At 25.3% G+C, this 20,281-nt stretch carries 21 protein-coding genes and 1 pseudogene; 11 read left to right on the top strand and 11 right to left on the bottom strand.

Translation table 11 applies throughout. The features are described 5' to 3' along the window. Positions 1-99 precede the first annotated feature (99 nt). The 3 genes from ACERKK_RS03820 to ACERKK_RS03810 are packed head-to-tail and all read right to left on the bottom strand — an operon-like array spanning position 100 to position 1,440. Positions 100-576 (bottom strand): hypothetical protein, encoded by a 477-nt coding sequence (locus ACERKK_RS03820; protein ID WP_373771757.1) that lies wholly within the window; start codon positions 574-576, stop codon positions 100-102. A 23-nt stretch (positions 577-599) separates the two neighbouring features. Then, positions 600-1,100 carry a SprT-like domain-containing protein gene (locus tag ACERKK_RS03815; protein ID WP_373771756.1) on the bottom strand — a complete coding sequence of 167 codons (501 nt, stop codon included), beginning with the start codon at positions 1,098-1,100 and terminating at the stop codon, positions 600-602. Between the two features lie 4 nt (positions 1,101-1,104). After that, the gene (locus ACERKK_RS03810; RefSeq protein ID WP_373771755.1) at positions 1,105-1,440 is read right to left on the bottom strand and encodes a J domain-containing protein; all 336 of its coding nucleotides are present in this window, start codon (positions 1,438-1,440) and stop codon (positions 1,105-1,107) included. Between the two features lie 345 nt (positions 1,441-1,785). On the opposite strand from ACERKK_RS03810, the gene ACERKK_RS03805 reads away from it, so the two are divergent. Beyond that, entirely contained in the window at positions 1,786-3,480 is a 1,695-nt protein-coding gene (locus ACERKK_RS03805; protein WP_373771754.1) for an L-lactate permease, read from the top strand. A 53-nt stretch (positions 3,481-3,533) separates the two neighbouring features. Here ACERKK_RS03805 and ACERKK_RS03800 read toward each other — a convergent pair whose 3' ends face one another. The 4 genes from ACERKK_RS03800 to ACERKK_RS03785 form a co-directional block, all read right to left on the bottom strand. Next, positions 3,534-4,697 carry a GGDEF domain-containing protein gene (locus tag ACERKK_RS03800; RefSeq protein WP_373771753.1) on the bottom strand — a complete coding sequence of 388 codons (1,164 nt, stop codon included), beginning with the start codon at positions 4,695-4,697 and terminating at the stop codon, positions 3,534-3,536. After that, positions 4,697-5,152, bottom strand: coding sequence for a hypothetical protein (locus ACERKK_RS03795; RefSeq protein WP_373771752.1), 456 nt, complete (start codon positions 5,150-5,152; stop codon positions 4,697-4,699). The genes ACERKK_RS03800 and ACERKK_RS03795 overlap by 1 nt, the downstream gene beginning before the upstream one ends. Then, positions 5,152-7,080, bottom strand: a complete 1,929-nt coding sequence (locus tag ACERKK_RS03790; RefSeq protein ID WP_373771751.1) for a TonB-dependent receptor domain-containing protein — start codon at positions 7,078-7,080, stop codon at positions 5,152-5,154. The genes ACERKK_RS03795 and ACERKK_RS03790 overlap by 1 nt, the downstream gene beginning before the upstream one ends. Before the next feature lie 94 nt (positions 7,081-7,174). Continuing rightward, a complete protein-coding gene (locus ACERKK_RS03785; protein WP_373771750.1) occupies positions 7,175-7,963 on the bottom strand; it encodes an exodeoxyribonuclease III in 789 nt (262 codons plus the stop codon). A gap of 126 nt (positions 7,964-8,089) precedes the next feature. On the opposite strand from ACERKK_RS03785, the gene ACERKK_RS03780 reads away from it, so the two are divergent. Next, entirely contained in the window at positions 8,090-8,512 is a 423-nt protein-coding gene (locus tag ACERKK_RS03780; RefSeq protein ID WP_373771749.1) for a globin domain-containing protein, read from the top strand. 40 nt (positions 8,513-8,552) lie between these two features. Here the strand turns inward: ACERKK_RS03780 and ACERKK_RS03775 are convergent, their stop codons facing one another. After that, a complete protein-coding gene (locus ACERKK_RS03775; RefSeq protein ID WP_373771748.1) occupies positions 8,553-8,807 on the bottom strand; it encodes a hypothetical protein in 255 nt (84 codons plus the stop codon). A gap of 2 nt (positions 8,808-8,809) precedes the next feature. Then, positions 8,810-9,073 carry a hypothetical protein gene (locus ACERKK_RS03770; protein ID WP_373771747.1) on the bottom strand — a complete coding sequence of 88 codons (264 nt, stop codon included), beginning with the start codon at positions 9,071-9,073 and terminating at the stop codon, positions 8,810-8,812. 107 nt (positions 9,074-9,180) lie between these two features. Here ACERKK_RS03770 and ACERKK_RS03765 point away from each other — a divergent pair, with 107 nt between their 5' ends. After that, the gene (locus ACERKK_RS03765) at positions 9,181-9,894 is read left to right on the top strand and encodes a TSUP family transporter (RefSeq protein ID WP_373771746.1); all 714 of its coding nucleotides are present in this window, start codon (positions 9,181-9,183) and stop codon (positions 9,892-9,894) included. A gap of 27 nt (positions 9,895-9,921) precedes the next feature. Here ACERKK_RS03765 and ACERKK_RS03760 read toward each other — a convergent pair whose 3' ends face one another. Then, on the bottom strand, positions 9,922-10,836 hold the full coding sequence (locus ACERKK_RS03760) for an AEC family transporter (protein ID WP_373771745.1): 915 nt from the start codon (positions 10,834-10,836) through the stop codon (positions 9,922-9,924). 28 nt (positions 10,837-10,864) lie between these two features. Continuing rightward, complete coding sequence (locus ACERKK_RS03755; protein ID WP_373771744.1) at positions 10,865-11,692, bottom strand: LysR family transcriptional regulator; 828 nt, start codon at positions 11,690-11,692, stop codon at positions 10,865-10,867. Between the two features lie 95 nt (positions 11,693-11,787). Between ACERKK_RS03755 and ACERKK_RS03750 the strand changes: the two genes are divergently transcribed. The 8 genes and pseudogenes from ACERKK_RS03750 to ACERKK_RS03715 all read left to right on the top strand — a co-directional run. After that, positions 11,788-12,978, top strand: coding sequence for a YbfB/YjiJ family MFS transporter (locus ACERKK_RS03750; RefSeq protein ID WP_373771743.1), 1,191 nt, complete (start codon positions 11,788-11,790; stop codon positions 12,976-12,978). A 20-nt stretch (positions 12,979-12,998) separates the two neighbouring features. Further along, entirely contained in the window at positions 12,999-13,205 is a 207-nt protein-coding gene (locus tag ACERKK_RS03745; protein ID WP_373771742.1) for a 4-oxalocrotonate tautomerase family protein, read from the top strand. Continuing rightward, positions 13,205-13,525 (top strand): antibiotic biosynthesis monooxygenase, encoded by a 321-nt coding sequence (locus ACERKK_RS03740; RefSeq protein ID WP_373771741.1) that lies wholly within the window; start codon positions 13,205-13,207, stop codon positions 13,523-13,525. The genes ACERKK_RS03745 and ACERKK_RS03740 overlap by 1 nt, the downstream gene beginning before the upstream one ends. Before the next feature lie 268 nt (positions 13,526-13,793). After that, on the top strand, positions 13,794-15,698 hold the full coding sequence (locus ACERKK_RS03735; RefSeq protein ID WP_373771740.1) for a cache domain-containing protein: 1,905 nt from the start codon (positions 13,794-13,796) through the stop codon (positions 15,696-15,698). Between the two features lie 83 nt (positions 15,699-15,781). Continuing rightward, complete coding sequence (locus tag ACERKK_RS03730; protein ID WP_373771739.1) at positions 15,782-16,702, top strand: manganese-dependent inorganic pyrophosphatase; 921 nt, start codon at positions 15,782-15,784, stop codon at positions 16,700-16,702. Positions 16,703-16,810: 108 nt separating this feature from the next. Continuing rightward, entirely contained in the window at positions 16,811-18,718 is a 1,908-nt protein-coding gene (locus ACERKK_RS03725) for an ABC transporter substrate-binding protein (RefSeq protein ID WP_373771738.1), read from the top strand. Between the two features lie 479 nt (positions 18,719-19,197). Further along, the gene (gene ybaK / locus ACERKK_RS03720) at positions 19,198-19,665 is read left to right on the top strand and encodes a Cys-tRNA(Pro) deacylase (protein WP_373771737.1); all 468 of its coding nucleotides are present in this window, start codon (positions 19,198-19,200) and stop codon (positions 19,663-19,665) included. Between the two features lie 104 nt (positions 19,666-19,769). Further along, a pseudogene (locus tag ACERKK_RS03715) lies at positions 19,770-20,281 on the top strand (glutamate dehydrogenase); the annotation flags it as partial.

Genomic DNA, 20,281 nt, shown 5'->3' with positions numbered 1-20,281 from the left:
TAACCAGACTGCGCTACGCCCCGACATTTTGAATAGGTCGGAATTATAGTAGTTTTTTTAGAACTTGTCAAGGGCTTTTTTATTTTTTTGCAAAATTTTTTATTTTACTTCTTTTTTAATAATATTTATAGAGTTCACTTCTTCAATAAATGTTTCAAGTTTTCCATCTTTCATCACAAAAAAACCTTCACTTTTAATCTTATCTTTTGATGTATATTTGAACTTATAATTTGTATCAAACTTAATATCAATATACTTATTTTCTTTTATTTGAAGTCTTTCATCTTTTGTATTATTTGCTGCTGCTTTTTTTAGAATGTAAATAATCGCATATTTATCTTTTTTGTATTTTGTATTATCATCATTTTTTAAGCCATTATAATCTTCATTATAAAATACAAACTTATCTTTTCCTAATAAAAATCTTGCAATGCTATTTGTAACATCAGCTTCAAGATAATTTTGTTCTAAAGAGTTGAAGTTTTTAATTTCTCCAATTTCTAAGCCTTTAAATTCAATAATATAACTAGCAAATGCAATATTTGTTAATAATATTAGCGATAGTAAATATTTCATTGTTTTATCCTTTATATTGTAGTTTACTTAAATGGATTAGTTTTTTCGATTAAAATGTCTTCATGATTAACAAATCTATCACAACGTAGTCCATTTAGTTGTTTGCATATATTTTGCCATCTTTTACTATGTCCTGAATTTTCATTTGTAAAGTCTTTAAAGTAAAACATTATCGCATGAGCGTATTCATGAGGTAAAACATCATTTATCATATAATTACTGCTTTCTTTAAAACGTTTTTTATTTAAATGTATAATAATATTTTTATTTCTATCATAAGTAGTCATACCAAAACGCTGTGCGCTCATTTTATCAGATACGATAAGAGGGAATTCTTTTTTTATTTTGAAGTTTCTATATGCAAGAACTTTCAATTCTTGTTGTTTTTTTAAGATTGATAATTGATGTTTTTCTTCTAAAGGACTACTTGAAAAAGAGTAGTCCTTGTACCATAGATAAACTAATAGTATTGATGCTAAAACTACAACTGTAAAAAAGTATTTTTGAAGTTGTTTAGCAAACATTTATTTACTCGACTGTTTTCATTAAAACATCTTTATAATGATTTAAATCTTTCATCATAGTATCATCATGGTCATTTATATCTGGATGATATTTTCTAGCCAATTCTTTATATCTTTTTTTTATCTCATCTTTTGTAGGACTATGTGTAAATCCAAAGAATTCTTTTGCTTTTTGTACTTCATCAAATCTTGGTGCGCTATTAAATCCATTGAAGTTTGAACTATTAAAGTTCTGGAAGTCATTTGGATTAAAGCCTTGAGCCCCTTGTTTAAATTGAAAGTTAAATCCACTGCTTTTCATTTTCTTTTTAAAGTTGTATATTATGAAAAAACCTATCATAAATATAATTCCTAATATCATAAGGAATGTTCCAAAATTTGTAAAAATTAAGTATAAAATAAAAAATAGTATTGATAATCGAATGATTCTATTAAAGACGTATATAAATGTACTGTTTGGCATAAAAAATTGTTCCTTTTAATTAATGGTTCGTATTATAGTATTGTTTTGTCTATAAATAAATTAAATCATTAGCTTATATAAAAATAAAAAAAAGAAACTAGATATGTTACAAAAGTTATCAATAAAACTATAATATATTGCTATTTTTTCATAATTAAATTTTTATCATAAATATATCATATTTAAGGATTAATCTACTTGTATAAAAACAAGGAGAATTTAATGGATATATCATTACAAGCATTTTTTGCTGCATTACCGATATTTCTAGCGGGTATTTTATTAGTAGGATTAAGAGTTTCTGCTAAAAAAGCTATGCCTTTAGTATATATAGCAACAGTTGCTGTTGCATTTGTTGTGTGGGAGGTTTCTTTTAATAGAGTTATTGCCTCAACTATTCAAGGTCTACTTATTACAGTTGCGGTTTTATGGATTATATTTGGAGCTATTTTACTTTTAAATACTCTAAAACATTCAGGTGCAATTGCAGTAATTAGACAAGGATTCAACAATATTAGTCCAGATAGAAGAGTTCAAGTTGTTATTGTAGCTTGGTTATTTGGATCATTCATTGAAGGTGCATCTGGATTTGGAACACCTGCTGCTATTGCTGCACCATTATTAGTTGCTATTGGTTTCCCTGCTATGGCTGCTGTTATGGTTGGTATGATGATTCAATCAACACCTGTATCATTTGGTGCGGTTGGAACTCCAATTTTAATTGGTGTTAATAAAGGTTTAGATTCTGATGGAATTGGACTTACTTTACAAACATTAGGTAGTACTTGGGATGAATATTTACAAATTATTACTTCACAAGTTGCAATTACTCATGCTATTGTTGGTACATTAATTCCTTTATTTATGGTAATTATGTTAACAAGATTCTTTGGTCAAAATAAATCTTGGACAGAAGGTTTATCAATTATTCCTTTTGCTATCTTTGGTGGTATTGCATTTACTATTCCTTATGCATTAACAGGTGTTTATTTAGGTGCTGAGTTCCCATCATTAATTGGTGCATTAGTTGGTCTTCCTATTGTTACATTTGCTGCAAAAAAAGGTTTCTTAATTCCTAAAAAAACTTGGGATTTTGCTCCAAGAGAACAATGGTCAACATCATGGGTTTCAAAATTTGAAGAAAAAATTGATACTTTCTCTGAAAAAACTTCAAATATGTCTTTAACAAAAGCATGGATTCCTTATGTATTAGTTGCTGCTATTTTAGTATTAACTAGAGTTTCTGATGAAGCTAAAGCATTTGTTAAATCTTGGGTTATTCCATTTAAAGATATTTTAGGTGAGGGTCTTGGGTACTCTATTACACCTTTATACTTACCAGGTGGAATTTTAGTATTTGTTGTTTTAATTACTTACTTCTTACATGGTATGAAAGTAAAAGAAATAGGTGCAGCTGTTAGTGAATCATCAAAAGTTATGATTGGTGCTGGATTTGTTCTTATTTTTACTATTCCATTAGTTAGAATTTTAATTAACTCAGGAGTTAATGAGTCTGGATTTGATTCTATGCCTGTTGCAATGGCTACATTTGTTGCTTCTTCTGTTGGAGATATTTATCCATTATTTGCTCCAATGGTTGGTGCTTTAGGTGCATTTATCGCAGGGTCTAATACAGTTTCAAATATGATGTTAGCTCAGTACCAATTTGGTGTTGCTGATGCACTTGGAATTTCAACTGCATTTATGGTTGCACTTCAAGCAGTTGGAGCAGCAGCTGGTAATATGATTGCTATTCATAATGTTGTTGCAGCATCTGCTACTGTTGGTTTACTTGACCAAGAGGGTGAAACACTAAGAAAAACAGTTATACCTACAATTTACTATTGTTTAGTAGCAGGTATTATTGGTCTTATTGGAATGTATGTTTTAGGCGTTACAGATCCTTTAATGAAATAGTTCTACTCTAAAATAAAGAAGAGATTTTATATCTTTTCTTTGTTTCTAATATATTAATCTTTATATATCTGTATATTATTTCTTCCACTATCTTTAGCTTTATAAAGTGCAAGATCCGTTAATTTAAACGCGTCAGCAAAATTCTTTGATTCAAATGGAGTTAGGTTTACACCAATTGAAACAGTAATATTTATATAATCATTTTTAGAAATAAAAAAATTATTTTCTTGAATATTTAAACGAATTCTTTCTAATACTTTTGTTGAATTTTCATAGTTTTTATTATCATTTTTTATAAATAAAACAAACTCTTCCCCACCATATCTTATTACAATATCATCATTTCCTCTAAGTGTATTAGAAATTATTTTGGCAACATCTTTTAAAATAATATCACCAATATCATGACCATAAGTATCATTTACTTTTTTAAAAAAATCGATATCTAAAGTTGCTAAAATATAATTTTCAAGATTTATTGTTTCTTGTAACTCTTGTAAATAGTTTCTATTATAAACATTTGTTAATGTATCTATAAATGCAGTTTTTTTGATTTTTGAGTACTTTATTGTTTGAACAATTAAAACAATAAGGAAAATAAAAATTATACTCATTATTGTGATAATGGCATTTTTCATTAAGGCAATAATTTTATTAATATGTTCAACTTTATTAATTGAAAAATCAATTGCAAGGATTAGTTGAACTTCATTTTTATGAATAATTGGAACTAAATAACTAATTGAAAGTTTTTGTAATATTGTATGTTTAATGATTACTGGTTCTTTTTTATTGTAAATTTCAAGCCATTGAGAACTATCTGCATCGAATTTTTGATTTAAAAAAGCTTTTTCACTTGGATTTGAACCATCAACTAAAAATCTAAAAACACCTTTTTTATCTTTATAAATTAAGTAAGAGTATTTAATATTATTAGTTATTAGTGTTTGCAGTTTTTCTTCAATATTAAATTGTAAAGCTTCACTTTTTTTAATATCACTTACATAATCATGACTATTTTTTAAAAGTTCTTGAATAGCATTTGCATTGTTTTGTGCAATTGAAATAATATCAGATGTAGATATTTTAAACATTTCATCTTCTACTTTTTTTTCAAGATTTACTATATTAAAAAATAGAAAAATCAATATAAAAGAGATTATTGAATAAATTCCTATACTATAAATAGGATTTTTCAATAAAGATTTCTTTTCCATTAGAACTCTTCTATAAATTGATTATAAGTACTTGGAAGATTGATACTGTTTTCTTCCAGTCTATCTTTTATAAATACAATATTTGGTCTACTTTTACTCCAAAAAAATGCTCCAAAGAATCTTTTTTTATGTAAAAGTCTTTGATAATTATTTGTAAAGAAAATTTTATCTTGGCTTTGACATAAGGTATCAATTTCTACTGGTCTTTTTATATATATAAAATTTGAATCTTCACATGTACTACTTAAAGTAAAGAACTTTGAATATATCTTTTTTTCAGTATCAGTAATCTTTGGTATAAATAGTTTTATTTCGTTTTTCACTGAAGCGTTTGCAATATTTGATATGATTTTTGCTTCTAGTTCTATTTCTTTATCATATTTATTTACTAAAAAAGTATATTGTTCTGAATAAGCAAATGATAAAAAGCTTAGGATAAGTATTAAAATTTTCATTAGAACACCCACTTTACAGAAAAACTAATATTTCTATCATAATCTTTTAAAGCAAAATTTGTTCCAGGAAAACCATCACTATAGAGCGATTTAGTTGACTTATCGAGTAAATTTTCACCTTTTATACTAAAAGTTAAATCTTTAGAATAATTATAACTTGCACCTAAATTTAAGTTATAACTATCTTTTACAGATACTATATTTGATGTACTTGGTTTATATTCATATTTATTTCTATATATTAAAGATGCAAAATATTCAAATTTTGAATACTCACCCATAAATTTAATATAAGCACCTTTATCTGAATTATTAATTTGTTCGCTAGATTTTGTAGTAAAATAGTTTAATTTAATTTTATGTTCATCTGATAATAAGTATTCATAATCAAATATCAAACCACTTGTTTTAATTTCATGATCTATATTTTCAAAACCAATAGGTGTTAAATATATAAAATCATTAATTTTAACATTATGATAAGTAATTCCTAGTTTTGATTTAGTAGTTGTAAAAACAGCTTCTGTTGTAAATATATCATATTTTTGTGTTTTGATATTTCCATTTCTATATGACTCAAAGTCTGCATTGTAAAAAGATGGAGGTAGATATGTTTTTGTATAAAAAGTCTTTAATCCAAAATTATTATATGGAGTAAAAATCATTCCAATTCTGTGCATATTTTCTTCTAAATTTTCTAAATATCCACTTCTTCTATATTTATCATATTTGGCATTGGCTATTAACATAATCTTATCATTGATTTTATAGTCATCTTCAAAAAGCAATGAATAAGTAGTCTCTTTGTCATAATCATTAAATTTTTGATTAATACTATTTTGATTAGTAAAGTTTACTGTTTTTCTTTTATCTACTTCATAAGTCTTATTTTTGATATGAAAAGCTGTTAAAAAGTTGTTTTTATCTGTATTAAAACTTTTTGAAATAAAGGCAGTTGTTTTTGTAAACTTAAGGTCTTCACTAAACTCTTTAGGGATTGTATTAGCTGGGTTTTGTGTTAAATCTATTATTGGAATTAAACCTATACCTGATGAATTAGTTTCCTTATATTCTCTTGTAGATATATGGTAAGATGCACCAATTTTTAATGATCTATCTTCTAAAAGGTATTTGTTTATATTAATAAAATAATCATTTGCTTTTGTTTGTGCAACTTCAGGTTTTACATCAAGTGCTAAACCCATATAAGCATCTTTATTTATATCAGAATATCCAATATTTATATTAGTTGTATCATTACTTATATCTAAATATAAATATCTACTATTGCTATCATTTTTAAGTTCTTGATTCTTATAAGTATTTGAATCATTTAACTCATTTTGATTTAAAAAAAGTAAATATGACCAACCATTTTTAAAACTTTGAGAATGAGTTATACTTTGAGAATGTGATTTATCATCAGATATTGTTGTTTTTAATTGAGTTGAATTCTCTTTTTTTGCTGATTTTGTATAAACTCTAATAAAATAAACACCAGTTTCATTACCTAAAGCAAAAGAGCTTTCTCCATAATAAACCTCAATATGGTCAATAAAATCTAAAGGCATTTCTCCCCATAAAAGAGAAAATGATTGAGTGTGTACTGAGCTTACTTCATGGTCATTTATAAATAATCTAAAAAATCCACTAACTGTTGTTTTTGTACCTGCTAAAGATGGGCTTGAAACTCCAAATCTATTTTTATTTAAATTTAAAAGAGGTAATTCTTTTAGGATATCATTTAGTTTATTATATTGCATTAGCCGAAGGTCTTTTTGAGAATAAACTAAAACATGGCCTAGCTTTTCATCGACTGTTTGTAAAGATTTTTCAGATGTTGTTTTATACTCTTCTAATAGATTATTTAAATTATTTGCTAAAAGTATATTTGTAAGTAGTATAAATATTAGATAGATTTTCTTCATATGATTCCTTAAACAAGGAACCATATTATCAAAAGAATGGTTTAAAAGTTATTAATAATCAATGATTTTTATTACAAAAGAGTTACAAAAAATATTATAACTCAATTTCCAAAGCAATAGGACAGTGGTCACTTCCCATAACTTCATTTAAAATATAGGCATCTTTGATATTGTCTTTTAAGTCTTCACTTACATAGAAGTAGTCAATTCTCCAGCCAACATTGTTTGCTCTTGCATTTGCTCTATAAGACCACCAACTATAATGCTCTGGTTCATCACCAATTACATGTCTTAATGTATCGATATAACCATGTGAAAGGAATTTATCCATCCACTCTCGCTCCATTGGTAAGAATCCTGAAGTTTTTTCATTTGCTTTTGGTCTTGCTAAATCTATCTCTTTATGTGCTGTATTTACATCTCCACAAACTATGATTGATTTTCCTTCTTTTTTTAGATTTTCACAATGCTCTAAAAATCTATCGTAAAATTCCATTTTATAAACAAGTCTTTCTTCTTTACTTTGCCCATTTGGAAAATAAACATTGAAAAATGCGATATCTTTATCTCCTAAAGTAAAGTGAACTTCGTTAATTCTTCCTTCATTTAAGACATCAACACTAGGACAATGACACTCAAAAGTTGTTTCAATATCTGTAAAAAGTGCAGTTCCTGATCTACCTTTTATTGCAGATTCAGAAGCAACTAATTTTTTGTACTCTTTTTCAAATATTGTATCTGGTATTTGAACTTTCATTGATTTTGTTTCTTGAACACCAAGTAAATCAATATTTGCTTCATCTACCCATTTTAAAGCTTCTTTTTTATCAACTGCTCTAATTCCGTTTACGTTCCATGATATAAATTTATATATTTTTGACATTTATTTAATACCTTATAATATTTATTTAAAATTTGCAGATTATATCAAAAGAAACTTGATTCTTATCAATCAAAAGCTTTTTTTATTTAGATATTCTTCCACTTTAAAAAATAAAAAGGACAAATTATGACAGAAAATACAAAAGAAATTATTAAATCAACTGCACCACTTTTAAAAGAAAAAAAAGATGAAATTACAGAAACAATGTATAAGATTTTATTTGAAAAGTACCCTGAAACAAAAATACTATTTAAAGATGCTAGTGATGACCAACCAAAGAAATTAGCAAATGCAATCTATGCTTATGCTAATAATATTGATAATTTAGGAAATCTTCAAAAAGGTCTTGAAACAATGGTTAAAGCTCATGTTAAAACAAATATTAAACCTGAACATTATCCAATGGTACAAGATGCTTTATTAAGTTCGATTAAAAAAACACTTGGTGAAGTTTGTACTAAAGATGTAGAAAACGCATGGAGTAGTGCTTATGAATTTTTAGCAAATATATTAATCAATAAAGAGAAGTTAGCATATTCAAAAGCATAATTTTTTTAGATTAGAAAACTAAAAGAAAACACCTATGAAATTATTTCGTAGGTGTTTTTTCTATTTTTATTAAATCATTTGGAGCTTTTGGTGTTACTGGTATTTTTGGCTTAACAGGTTCTATTGTTCCTAAACTTTTTAAAGAGTTAAACTTTGTATCTTTAAAATTATTGTTTATAAGTTTATCACTTTTTCCACCATGCATATCGATTTTTCCGCTATTTTCACCACCATAAGTATAGTTAGCTAAAAGTGAAGTTGTAAAAAACATTGTAATTAATAAAAAACTTTTCATATTTAATCCTCTTGATTTTTCTTCTTTTTCTTTTCTTTTATATTTACAAAAATTCCATATATTGTGATTATAATCCAAAATACTTCAATAACAAATGAACCAAAATTAAAATGTACAAAAAGAGAAATCAAAAGTAAAATAGCACCTACAAGATTTAGTAGTTGATACTCTAAAGATTTAATTGTATATTTGTTCGTTTGTAAAAATAAATATGCAAGTACTACAAAAGCCATACCTACAAAACCTATCCATTGATATATATCCATTTTATTCCTTCTTATTAAAGCGCAATTATAACTATTTTTTTGATAAATAAGCTTTTATTGGGTATTTTACGTCTCACATAAAAAATATTATTTAGGAAGATTTTATTATGACAGAAATCATGTTAGGTTTACTTACTTTTTTTACTTCAACTGTTGCAGGTGTTGTTGGTATTGGTGGAGGAATGATGCTTATTGCTATACTTCCATCTTTTTTACCCTTAAATGCCTTAATTCCAGTTCATGGGCTTACTCAAATGTCAAGCAATTTTTCTCGTGCTGTATTTGGATATAAAGATGTTCAATATGAAATTATCCCAAAATTTCTAATTGGTTCAATTTTAGGAATAGGGCTTTTTGCTGCTATTTTATCAATGATTTCTTTAGAATATGTTCCTTTATTTATAGGTCTTTATATTTTATTATCATTATGGTCACAAAAGTTTAATAATAAAATTAAAAAGTACGAAAACTACTATTTAGTTGGTTTTTTACAAACAGGATTATCAATAGTTGTAGGAGCTACTGGGCCTTTAACAATGACTTTATTACTTAAAGATTATGGTGATAAAGATAAAGTTGTAGCAACTGGTGCTGCTTTAATGAGTATTACACATATTTTAAAAGTATTTGTATTTATGTATTTTGGTTTTGTATTTTTTGATTATATTGGAATTATAGTTGCAATGATTATTGGTGCAGTTGCAGGATCTTATGCAGGAACAAAACTAAGAGATAAAATAGATGGTAAAAAATTTACTATGATTTTAAAAGTGCTTCTATCAGCTCTTGCTATTAAAGTTATTGTTAGTGTATTTATTTAATATTTAAAGTCTTGATTTTTTAAGACTTTAAATAAAATATTGTAAAACAAAAATTATGAAAAATATTGATACTAATGTCTGAACTGTAATAATTGAAGACATTAAACCAATATCTCCACCTAATTGTCTTGCTAATACAAAAGATGATGGAGCTGTTGGTAAAACTGCGAATATTATAAGTATAGCTGTCATTTGTTCATCTAAAGAAAATGCTTTTGCTATAAAAAACATAATAAGTGGAGTTAAAATAAGTTTTGCAATATTTGAGATAATTAACTCATTTTTTGCTGAATTTATCTCTTTTATAACTAAACCAAATCCAACTGATAAAAGACCTAGTGGAAGTGCTGCTGAACCTAAAATCTCTAAAATTTTTTCAAAAACTATTGGAAAATCAAAACCAGTAAAGTTAATACTTCCTCCAATTACACAAGCAATAATTAAAGGGTTTGTAAAAATTGATTTAAGTAAATATTTAAATGATAACTTATTTTCGCCTATATATAAAGCAAAAACAGAGATACATAATATATTTATAAATGGTATTACAAAAGTTATTAATAATACAGCTAAAAGTAAACCTTGATCTGCATAAATAGAATCGATTAATGCTAAAAATACATAAGTATTAAATCTAATTCCACCTTGAGAAATAGAGGTAAATGAATCACCTTTAAAAGAAAAGAATTTATTAGCAATCATAAGTAATATTAAAACAGTAATAATTGTAATTAACGCTGTTAAAACAAAACTTACACTATTCGTAGCTTCTAATTTTGCTGTTGATAACTTGTATATTAAAAGTGATGGCATTAAAATATAATATGTTAATTTATCAGCATTTGGCCAAAATTCATAAGATGGGAATTTGATTCTTTTAAAAAAATATCCAATCATTATCAATGAAAAGATTGGAATAAGTGCTGTAAATATATGTGTCATCTTTGTCTTCTTTTTGGTATTTTATTAATTATAATTTTATTGTTTTTAAATATTCACTAATCATAGGAATATAGTCTTTTCTACAAACTAAATGAGTTGATAAATCATACTCTTTTTTATTTAGTTTTGTCATTTTTAAATCATTTGAATAATCAAACTTATCTATGATACTTTTAGGAACAACAGATTTTCCCATACCAATTTTTGTACAACCTAATATTGTTTCATAGTTTTCAAAAATAGTTGTTTTAAAAGTAATATTACCTTGGTTTTTAAAATATGAAGCTAAAAAAGTATAATATGCGCAAGACTCTTTATATCCTAATATACAATTTTCACTCTCTTTTTCTTTTGATTCTATTAAATAAATATCTTCTTCAAATTTCTGTAAAACCATAATATCTTTATGATTTGGGTTTCCACTTACAAAACCTATATCTATTTTATAATCAAGAAGCTCAGATATTACAAGAGGAGTAGTATTTGTAAATAGTTCAATTTTCATTTGTGGGAAGTCATTATTTAGTTTAGTTACAAAAGGCAATAATCTAATAGGTGCATTTGATTGTGTTGAACCAATTCTTAATATTGTTTGATGGTTTACATTTTTCATTTGAAGTATTGCTTCTTCTACTTTTTTTACTATTTCTATTGCAAAAGGGTAGAGTTTTTCTCCTTCATGTGTAAGTTTTACACCTTTGGGAATTCTATGAAATAATGAATATCCTATGTTTTTTTCAAGTTGTTTGATTCTTGATGTTACATTTGATTGTGCATATCCTAATTCTTGAGCACCTAAAGATATACTATTGTTATTTGCAACACTTACAAAAACTTTTAATAAATTTGAATCCATATCACTTTTCCTTATATCATATATCATGATTTAATATTTGACATACTATAACTATTAGTGATATTATATAATATATTTTTAAAAAGGAGATTATTGTGAATATTAGATTATTAGATAGAAATAACAACGCAGCAATTATCTTAGCAGGAATCTTAGCTTTAATTGTAGGGGTTGGAGTTTCAAGATTTGCTTTTACTTCACTTCTTCCTTCTATGTTAGATGATTTTCTAAGTGTAACTTTTGCAGGAGTATTAGCATCAACTAATTATGTAGGGTATTTATCAGGTGCGATATTTGCAGTATTTATTAAAGATATTAATACAAAAGTTAAATACTTTAGAATAGGAATGTTTTTATGTGTATTTACAACTTTATTTTTAAGTATTACTACAAATGAAACTATTTGGTTACTTTCAAGAATAATTGCAGGTTTTGGTGCTGCTATGGCTTTGGTAGTTGGTTCTGCTATTGTAATGACAAAACTAAAAATGCAAAGTAAAACAAAAGCGATGGGAATACATTTTAGTGGTATTGGTTTTTCTATTTTAATTTGTGATTTACTAATGAGATTTGTATTTGCAAGTGATGGTTCTTGGGAAGATTCATGGATGGTTCTAACTATTTTTGCTTTTTTTGCAACTCTATATAGTATTTATATTTTATCATTTGATAATGAAATGATAAATGCAAGTATAAGCCATAAGTTTGATAAATCAATTTTTTCAGCTTATGTAATTCTTCTAATTATCGCATATTTTGCAGTTGGTATTGGTTTTGTTGTTTTTGCAACTTTTTTACCTGATATTATTAATTCTTTAGATGGTCTTGATGGTTATGGGAGTTTAACATGGACTTTAGTTGGCCTTGCTGGTATTCCATCTTGTATTATTTGGATGAATTTAGCTGAAAAAAAAGGTAGTGTAAATATTATTATAATAGCAATGTTTTTACTTTTTATTGGTATTATAATTCCAACTCTTACTACAAATGTATATTTAAATCTATTAAGTGGAATACTTTATGGTGGTACTTTTGTAGGACTTGTAGGACTGTTTTTAAATGTAGGTGGAAAACTAGCAGGAAATAATCCAGTTGTGTTAATGGGTGCTATGACAACAGCTTATGGAATAGGGCAAGTTTTAGGCCCTCTTTATAGTGTTGCTTTAATTGAGTATTTCAAAAACTATAATTATGCTCTTTATGTAACAGCGGCAATTGTTTTTGCAGGAATAATATTTTTATTATTTGCTAAAAAGATTGCAACAGATGAACAAAATAAATTATAAAAAATTAAAGGAAAAATATTATGCCAATGATAAATGTAACAATGACACATGAAGATGGTGGAGCAACAAAAGAACAAAAAGAACTTTTAGCAAAAAAATTAACAGATGCTTTTGCAGAAGTTTTTAATAGAGGTGCAAATACTTGCGTTGTAACAATTAATGAAATTAGTACTGATAATTATGCAATAGGTGGAAAAACAGTTACAAATATTAGAAAGGATAATTAGTGTATGCAGTAATATTTGAAGTAGAAATAGCAGATGGTAAAAAAGAGCAATATTTAAGTATTGCAGCAATGCTAAAAGAACAATTAATAAAAATGCCTGGGTTTCTAAGTATTGAGAGATTTCAATCATTAGTAAATGAAGGTAAGTTGTTATCTTTATCTTTTTGGGAAAATGAAGAATCTTTAATAAATTGGAAAAATAATATTGATCATATGGCTGCTCAAAAAAATGGTAGAGAATCAATATTTAAAGATTATAGAATTACAATTGCAAATGTAGAACGTGACTATACTATGCAAAGTAGTAGTTTTACAAAATAAAAAATTATAGGGTTTAAAAATACCCTATAATTTTATGATGTTTATACAAAAAAGATTTACTTATTTTCAAAAATGAAACCATTATTTGATAAACTTCTTGTGAAAATGTTTTTTGCATATAAGAATTAGAAAGTGTTGTCATTTTGAAATCCTTTTAGTTAAAAAATCATTATATAAGTTTTTCATTAAAAAATCAATATTAATTATCTTAATAGTTTTTTGACTATAATGTATTTATAAAGTTTAAAATTATTTTAAAGAGTAAATTATGAATATTAAAAATGAAAAAAAGCTATTATTTATTTTAAGATACTCCCTCCCTGCGTTTATTTTATTTAGTTCTTTTCTTATAACACTATTTTTATATTTTGAAAATAAGTCAAATTTTGAAACAATAAAAAAAGATATGGAAGAAAAGTATGTCTTAGATAAAAAACAAGTAATAAAAGAACAAATTGAAACTGTTTATGACTATATATTATCAGAGCAAAAAGATACAGAATCAAAACTAAAAGAATCTCTTAAAACAAGAGTATATGAAGCACATAAAATTATTACTAATATTTATAGTGAATACAAAGATAAATACTCAAAAAAAGAGATTGATAAGTTAATTAAAACATCAATAAAAGATATAAGATTTAACAATAATAGAGGTTACTTTTTTGTTTATGATAAAAATGCTATAAATATTATTCATCCTTTAGTTCCATCTTTAGAAGGAAAAAATCTAATAAATCACAAAGATAGTAAAGGTACATTTGTATTAAAAGACTCACTTAATCTATTAGAAAAAAATGATGAATCTTATCAAGAGTGGTATTGGCGAAAAACAAAAGATAGTTTATATGAGTATAAAAAGATTGGTTTTATAAAAAATATTTATGAATTAGATTATTTTATTGGAACAGGTGAGTATGTTGAAGATTTTTCTTTAGATATTCAAGAAAAAGTTTTAACACAACTAAATAAACTAAAATTTGGGAAAAATAGTTATCTTATAGTAGTTGATAAAAATGGTAAATATTTATTACATATAAATAAAGACTTAATTGGAAAAAGTGTTACTAAAAAACTAAAAAAATGGAATGAATCTGATATCTTTAAAGAATCAAAAAAAATAGCTTCACAAGGTGGTTATTTAAAAGTAATATTTAATAAACCAGATTCTGTAAAACCTTCTGAAAAGATTGTATATGTAAAATCAGTACCAAATTGGGACTGGGATATTAGTACTGGATTTTATAAAGATGATGTTAATAAACTTATAAATCAAAGAAAAGAAGTTTTAACAAAAAACTATAATGAAAATGTTAAAAGAGTATTTATTTTTGCATTTATAGTTACTACTATTTTACTTTTATTATCATTTTATATTTCAAGAATAATTAAAAAAAGATTCGAAGATTATAAAAAAGATATTAAACATCATATTGATGAAAATCATAAACAAAATGTATTATTATCTCAAAAAATAAAACTTGCTGCAATGGGTGAAATGATGGAGAATGTAGCTCATCAATGGCGACAACCATTATCTTTAATTACAACTGCATCTTCTGGAATAAAGTTTCAAAAAGATTTGGATCTTTTAACTGATGAAAGCTTAATTGAATCAGTAGATAGAATTAGTGAAACGGCAAATCATTTATCTCAAACTATTGAAGATTTTAGAGACTTTTTTAAACCTGATAAAGAGAAAATATCATTTGTTTTAAATAAATCAATAGAAAAAACACTAAACCTTTTATATTCAAGAATTAAAAACAAAGAAATTATAGTAATTAAAAGTATCGAAGATGTAACAATTGAAGGTTTTGAACGTGAACTTTTACAAGTTTTAATGAATTTGTTAAATAATGCAATTGATGCCTTAGAAGAAAAAGAAGGTCAAAGATATATATTTATTGATGTGATTTCTAAAAAAGAAAATGTTATTTTAAAAATAAAAGATAATGCAGGTGGAATAGATGATGAGGTAATAAATAGAGTTTTTGAACCTTATTTTACAACCAAACATAAAAGTCAAGGTACAGGAATAGGTTTACATATGTCACAAGAGATAATATCTCGACATATGGATGGTGTATTAGAAGTTTCAAATACGCAATATACTTATAAAAATAAGAGTTATAAAGGAGCTGTTTTTAGTATGAAAATACCATTTAAATAAATTAAATTAAATATTTAGTTTAAAAGTAAAATAACATATATTTAGATAAAATGGCGAAATATTAAAAACTAGGACTTTATAAAATGGCAATTTATACATGTGGACATACTACGCCTGATTCAGATTCTATCTGTTCAGCAATATCATTAGGTTATTTATTAAATAAAATTGGAAGAGAAGCAATTCCTGCAAGACAAGGTGAATTAAATCCTGAAACTGCTTTTATTTTAGAAAAATTTGGTTTTGAAGCACCATTATTAAAAACACAATTTGCTGGTGAAGAGTTATTTATCACTGATTATTCTGATAAAGGTCAAGCACCTGCTGATATTGATGATGCTACTGTTGTAGGTATCGTTGATCATCACAAATTAGGTGATATTACTACTTCTGCTCCTTTAGAGTGTTGGATTAGACCTGTTGGTTGTACAAATACAATTGTTAAAGAGATGTATGATTATCATGGTGTAGAAATTCCTGCAAATATTGCTGGAATTATGATGTGCGCAATTTTATCAGATACTGTAATTTTCAAATCACCAACTTGTACTGATATTGATATCAAAGTTGTTAGAGAACTTGCAGAAATTTGTGGAGTTGAAGACTTTGGTGCTTTAGGTATGGAAATGTTTAAAGTAAAATCACAAGTTGAAGGTGTATCAGCAAGAGATTTAATTTTAAGAGATTATAAACCATTTGATATGCATGGAACTGCTGTTGGAATTGGACAATTAGAAGTTGTAGATTTAGCAATTTTTGATGGTATTAAAGATGATTTAGAATCAGATTTAGAAGATTTTAGAGTTGAACATAAGCTTCATACAGCATGTTTACTTTTAACTGATATTATGAAAGAAGGTTCAGAAGTAATTGTTGCATCTGCTGATAATTCAATTTTTGAAGCTGCTTTTGGTAAAGAATTAGTAGATGGAAAAGTTTGGTTAGATGGTTGTTTATCAAGAAAAAAACAAATTATTCCTTTCTTAGAACCTGCATTTGCTTAATCTATAAAAAAGACAACCCTCTTGGGTTGCCTTTGCTTAATTTTAGATAAAAAAATATTATGCTACTATCTTATATAAATATGTTTCCCATTTATGTAAGGAGAAAACATGAAAACTCTATTTATATTCTTAATTTTTCTTCCTTCATTATTTTATGCAAATACAAAAGTAACATTACAATTAAACTGGTTAAATCAATTTCAATTTGCAGGATATTATATAGCAAAAGAAAAAGGCTTTTACTCTGATGTTGGTATAGATGTAGATATAAAAGAGTACAGTTCTGGTATTAATGTATTAGATGAAATTAATTCGAATAAAGCACAATTTGCAGTTGGTCGTTCATCTTTATTGATTGAAAAAATAAATGGTAAAAATATTGTTGCTCTAGCTGCAATTTTTCAGAACTCTCCTTTGATGCTTTTAGTAAGAGAAAATTCTAATATTAAGAGAGTTGAAGATTTAAAAAATAAAAAAATTATGATTACCACAGATGCGAAAATGAGTGCATCAATTTTAGCGATGCTTTATTCTCATGGCCTTAATCCAAATGATTATAAAGTTCAAAAACATTCTTTTAATCTTGAAGATTTAATCTCAGGTAAAACAGATGCTATGGGCTCATATTTATCAAATGAACCAATTAGATTAGAAGATAAAAATATAAAATATAATATTTTACATCCAAAAGATAGTGGTTTTGATTTTTATAGTGATATTCTTTTTACTTCTTCTAAATTTATAGATAAAAATCCAAAACTTACAGAAGATTTTTATACAGCTAGTATTAAAGGTTGGAAATATGCATTTAATAATATGGCAGAAACAGCTGATTTAATATATAAAAAATACAATACACAAAATAAATCTTTAATTCACTTATTAAAAGAGGGAGAGGTTCTAAAAAAACTTGCTTTTCATGAAGATGGAGAAATTGGTTGTTTAGATGAATCAAAGTTAAAAGACATAGTAAATGTATTTAAAGTATTAGGTATTACAAATACAGATACAAATATTGATGAATTTATATATGAAAATAATAATCATAAAAGATATAGATTTGAAATATCTTACGAAGAGAGTAAAATCATTCTTTTGATAAGTGTATTTGTAATTCTTATTATTTTAGTAATTTTATATTTTTTAGCAAAAAATAAAGAATCAAGAGACTTACTTCATACTGTTATAAACTCAACTGATGATATGGTTTTTTATAAAGATAGAAACTTTAGGTATTTAGGTTGTAATGAGTCTTTTCAAAAGTTCGTAAATAAAAAAGAATCAGAGATTATAGGAAAAGATGATTTCAATTTATTTAATGTAAGTATTGCAAGAATGTTTAGAAAACAAGATATCAAAATATTAGAAGATAAAGAGCAAAATGTATATGAAGATTGGGTTGTGTATGATGATAAAGAAGTTTTGTTTCAAACAAAAAAAATATTTTTCTCTTATAATAAATCATCAAAAAATGGTATTTTAGCAATTAGTCGAGATATAACTGCTTTATATAAAATTCAAAAGAAATTAAAAGAACAATCATATATAGATGAATTAACACAAGCATATAATCGAAAATCTTATAATCGAAGAATAAAAGAAAGTCTTGCTTCTTTTAAAAGATATAAAACACAATTTTGTATTGCAATGTTTGATATTGATGATTTTAAAAGTATAAATGATACTTATGGTCATGATATTGGCGATAAAGTATTAACTGAAATGACAAAAGAGATTCAATCATATATTAGAAAAACTGATTTTTTATTTAGAGTAGGAGGAGAAGAATTTGTAATATTATTTCCAAACTCAGTATTAGATGAATCTCATATTGTATGTGAAAAAATTAGAAAAAAAGTATCAGAATTAAAAATGATTGATAATAGAGTAGTTACTATTAGTATTGGCGTTACTGAAGTAAAACAAACCGATACAAGTAAAGATATCTATGAAAGAGTTGATAAGCTAATGTATTTATCAAAACACAATGGAAAAAATCAATCTACTATTGAGTAGATTGATATTATATTTTATCATTATATTTTTTGTCAAAATACAATAATGAACTAAGACTTACGAATGTAAATACAACTAAACCAATTACTAAATAAACAAATTCAGGGTGCATTTCTTCTCTCCTATAATGTGATTAGTTATTATAATGAATTAATTCTTATTATAAAATGCAATATTTATTAAATTATTAAAAAAGAATTAAAATTACAGTTATTAAAAATATTATTTTATATACAATATTAATAAAATGTAGAAAAAATAGACATTCTATGAAACTATAAAAATTATTTATTGCTTTTAAAAAAATTATAAAAAAATTAAGAATTTTATTGAAATTTTTTAATTATTACATAATGAAACATATTGTTATAAATAAAGCTCTAATTCTTAATAAAAAAATAGACATATAGACTCTTTTCATATAAATATTATAAATTTTGTATATGATAATAGAAAAGAAAAAAGGAATTTTACCTTAGATGACACCTGCAATTAATTTACTTAAAAAAAATAAGTGTGAATATAAAATATTAAAATATGAACATGACCCATTAAATACAAATTATGGACTTGAAGCAGTTGAAAAATTAAAATTAGATGAAAATCAAGTTTTTAAAACTCTATTAGTTGAATTATCTCCAAAAGAGTTAGCTGTGGCTGTTATTCCTGTATGTAAACAATTGAGTTTAAAAGAGATAGCAAATGCTTTAAAATCTAAAAAAGCTATTATGGCAGACAAAGCAGAAGCACAAAAAGTAACTGGCTATTTATTAGGTGGGATTTCACCATTAGGTCAAAAGAAAAGATTAAAAACAATAATTGATGAAAGTGCAAAAAACTACGACTGTATTTATGTAAGTGGTGGTAAAAGAGGTTTAGATATTGAAGTTAAGCCAAATGATTTAATAAAACTCTTAAATGCAAACTTTTATAATGTATGCGCATAGTAACAAATAATTTTATATGTAATAAGTATGTCTATAATTTAATATATTCTTAACTTTTAAAGAGTAAGATTGAGTATAAATAATCTATACTCAAAGGAAATATTATGTCTACTTCAGATATTCAGGCAATATGTTCGCAACTTTTAACTCCTGATGATTTGGCAATTAGTGATGAACTTTTTGACAGAGTTTTAAGTGAAAAAATTGTTACAAAGATTCAAGAGAATAAGAAAACTAAATATATAAAAATATTTTCAAAAGAACAATTATATTTATCATATATAACTCCATTATTGCATAATATTGGATTTGAAATAATAGATGAAGTTACATATAATGTGACAAATAAAAAAGAGTTGATTTATATCTCAAGATTTAATCTTAATATAGAAGATTTTAAACAAGTAGATAATGCAAAAGAGAACTTAGAATCTATTATTACTTATGCACTAAAAGATACTTCTGTTAAGCATTCTAAAGCTTATAGTTTAGTATATACTGAAAATTTAACTTTAAGAAAAATAGATTTAATTAGAGCTTTTATTGAGTATATTGATCAAGCAGTTTTGACAATAAACTCTGCGACGATATTAAATACTTTAACAACAAACTCTTC

Origin of the sequence: Poseidonibacter sp. (genome assembly GCF_041821165.1) — a bacterium.
Lineage (GTDB): Bacteria > Campylobacterota > Campylobacteria > Campylobacterales > Arcobacteraceae > Poseidonibacter.
This window is presented reverse-complemented; position numbering and strand designations above follow the sequence as displayed.